Source organism: Marinobacter sp. R17 (assembly GCF_003789045.1).
GTDB classification, from domain to species: domain Bacteria; phylum Pseudomonadota; class Gammaproteobacteria; order Pseudomonadales; family Oleiphilaceae; genus Marinobacter_A; species Marinobacter_A mangrovi.
In genome coordinates, this window is record NZ_RHGZ01000054.1 from 1 (window position 1) to 3153 (window position 3153).

The 3153-nt window shown below is 54.6% G+C and carries 2 rRNA genes; both read left to right on the plus strand.

What is annotated here, in order from left to right:
• Positions 1-25 precede the first annotated feature (25 nt).
• Positions 26-2917 (plus strand): 23S ribosomal RNA (locus EB809_RS20805).
• A gap of 95 nt (positions 2918-3012) precedes the next feature.
• Positions 3013-3128 (plus strand): 5S ribosomal RNA (gene rrf, locus EB809_RS20810).
• Positions 3129-3153 lie beyond the last annotated feature (25 nt).

Below are 3153 nucleotides of genomic sequence, written 5' to 3' on the forward strand. Positions count from 1 at the left end.
TTAAACAGTTGGTTTGGGGTTATATAGTCAAGCAACTAAGCGCATACGGTGGATGCCTTGGCAGTCAGAGGCGATGAAAGACGTGGAAGCCTGCGATAAGGCTCGGGGAGCTGGCAAACAAGCTGTGATCCGGGCATCTCTGAATGGGGAAACCCACCTGGTTTCGGCCAGGTACCTTGCACTGAATCCATAGGTGCAAGGGGCGAACCGGGGGAACTGAAACATCTAAGTACCCCGAGGAAAAGAAATCAACCGAGATTCCCTCAGTAGCGGCGAGCGAACGGGGACCAGCCCTTAAGCTGAACAACTGGTAGGAAAAGGCTCTGGAAAGTGCCGCCATAGTGGGTGATAGCCCCGTATCCGAAACCTGAGTTCAGTGAAATCGAGTAGGACGGGTCACGTGTAATCCTGTCTGAACATGGGGGGACCATCCTCCAAGGCTAAATACTCCTGACTGACCGATAGTGAACCAGTACCGTGAGGGAAAGGCGAAAAGAACCCCTGTGAGGGGAGTGAAATAGATCCTGAAACCGTATGCGTACAAGCAGTCGGAGCCCCTTCGGGGGTGACGGCGTACCTTTTGTATAATGGGTCAGCGACTTATGTTCAGTGGCGAGGTTAACCATCTAGGGGAGCCGTAGGGAAACCGAGTCTGAATAGGGCGACTTAGTCGGTGGACATAGACCCGAAACCGGGCGATCTATCCATGAGCAGGTTGAAGGTGCGGTAACACGCACTGGAGGACCGAACCCACTGTCGTTGAAAAGCCAGGGGATGACTTGTGGATCGGAGTGAAAGGCTAATCAAGCCCGGAGATAGCTGGTTCTCCCCGAAAGCTATTTAGGTAGCGCCTCGGACGAATACCACTGGGGGTAGAGCACTGTTTCGGCTAGGGGGTCATCCCGACTTACCAAACCGATGCAAACTCCGAATACCAGTGAGTACTATCCGGGAGACACACGGCGGGTGCTAACGTCCGTCGTGAAAAGGGAAACAACCCAGACCGCCAGCTAAGGTCCCCAAATACCAGTTAAGTGGGAAACGATGTGGGAAGGCGAAGACAGCTAGGAGGTTGGCTTAGAAGCAGCCACCCTTTAAGGAAAGCGTAATAGCTCACTAGTCGAGTCGGCCTGCGCGGAAGATGTAACGGGGCTCAAACTGGTTACCGAAGCTGCGGCTGCATACATTGTATGCGGGGTAGGGGAGCGTTCTGTAAGCCTGCGAAGGTGTGTCGAGAGGCATGCTGGAGGTATCAGAAGTGCGAATGCTGACATGAGTAACGATAATGCGGGTGAAAAACCCGCACGCCGGAAGACCAAGGGTTCCTGCGCAACGCTAATCGGCGCAGGGTGAGTCGGCCCCTAAGGCGAGACCGAAAGGTGTAGTCGATGGGAAACGGGTTAATATTCCCGTACCTCGCGTGACTGCGATGGAGAGACGGAGAAGGCTAGGTGAGCCGGGCGACGGTTGTCCCGGTTTAAGCATGTAGGAAGAGGACTTAGGCAAATCCGGGTCCTCAATTCTGAGATGCGACGACGAGTGCTGCTTGCAGCGCGAAGTCATTGATGCCCTGCTTCCAGGAAAATCTTCTAAGCTTCAGGTCACGAGAGCCCGTACCCCAAACCGACACAGGTGGTCAGGTAGAGAATACCAAGGCGCTTGAGAGAACTCGGGTAAAGGAACTAGGCAAAATGGTGCCGTAACTTCGGGAGAAGGCACGCTGGTAGTAGGTGAAGCCCCTGCGGGTGGAGCCGAGACCAGTCGAAGATACCAGGCCCCTGCGACTGTTTATTAAAAACACAGCACTCTGCAAACACGAAAGTGGACGTATAGGGTGTGACGCCTGCCCGGTGCCGGAAGGTTAATTGATGGGGTTAGCATTCGTGCGAAGCTCTTGATCGAAGCCCCGGTAAACGGCGGCCGTAACTATAACGGTCCTAAGGTAGCGAAATTCCTTGTCGGGTAAGTTCCGACCTGCACGAATGGCGTAACGATGGGGGCGCTGTCTCTACCCGAGACTCAGTGAAATTGAAATCGCCGTGAAGATGCGGTGTATCCGCGGCTAGACGGAAAGACCCCGTGAACCTTTACTATAGCTTCACAGTGAACTTTGAGCATGCTTGTGTAGGATAGCTGGGAGGCTTTGAAGTGTGGACGCCAGTCTGCATGGAGCCAACCTTGAAATACCAGCCTGGCCTGTTTGAGGTTCTAACTTGGTCCCCTGATCGGGGATGAGGACACTGTGTGGTGGGTAGTTTGACTGGGGCGGTCTCCTCCCAAAGAGTAACGGAGGAGCACAAAGGTGGGCTAAGTACGGTCGGACATCGTACGGTTAGTGTAATGGCACAAGCCCGCTTGACTGCGAGACAGACACGTCGAGCAGGTGCGAAAGCAGGTCATAGTGATCCGGTGGTTCTGTATGGAAGGGCCATCGCTCAACGGATAAAAGGTACTCCGGGGATAACAGGCTGATACCGCCCAAGAGTTCACATCGACGGCGGTGTTTGGCACCTCGATGTCGGCTCATCACATCCTGGGGCTGAAGCCGGTCCCAAGGGTATGGCTGTTCGCCATTTAAAGTGGTACGCGAGCTGGGTTTAGAACGTCGTGAGACAGTTCGGTCCCTATCTGCCGTGGACGTTGGAGATTTGAGGAAAGCTGCTCCTAGTACGAGAGGACCGGAGTGGACGAACCTCTGGTGTTCGGGTTGTTTCGCCAGAAGCATTGCCCGGTAGCTATGTTCGGACAGGATAACCGCTGAAGGCATCTAAGCGGGAAGCCCCTTCCAAGATGAGATCTCCCTGGCCCCTCGAGGGCCCTGAAGAGCCGTTCAAGACCAGGACGTTGATAGGTCGGGTGTGTAAGCGCTGCGAGGCGTTGAGCTAACCGATACTAATTGCTCGTGCGGCTTGACTATATAACACCCAAGCCAACTGCGGATAACGCAGGAAATCGCTTCAGCTTTGAGCTTCGGCTCCGCAATCTTGTCCAACCCAGTGGTCAACCTGTTTGCCTGACGACTATAGCGGTTCGGAACCACCTGATCCCATCCCGAACTCAGTAGTGAAACGAACCAGCGCCGATGGTAGTGTGGCATCTGCCCATGCGAGAGTAGGTCATCGTCAGGCTCCTAAATCCGAAACCCCAGCACGG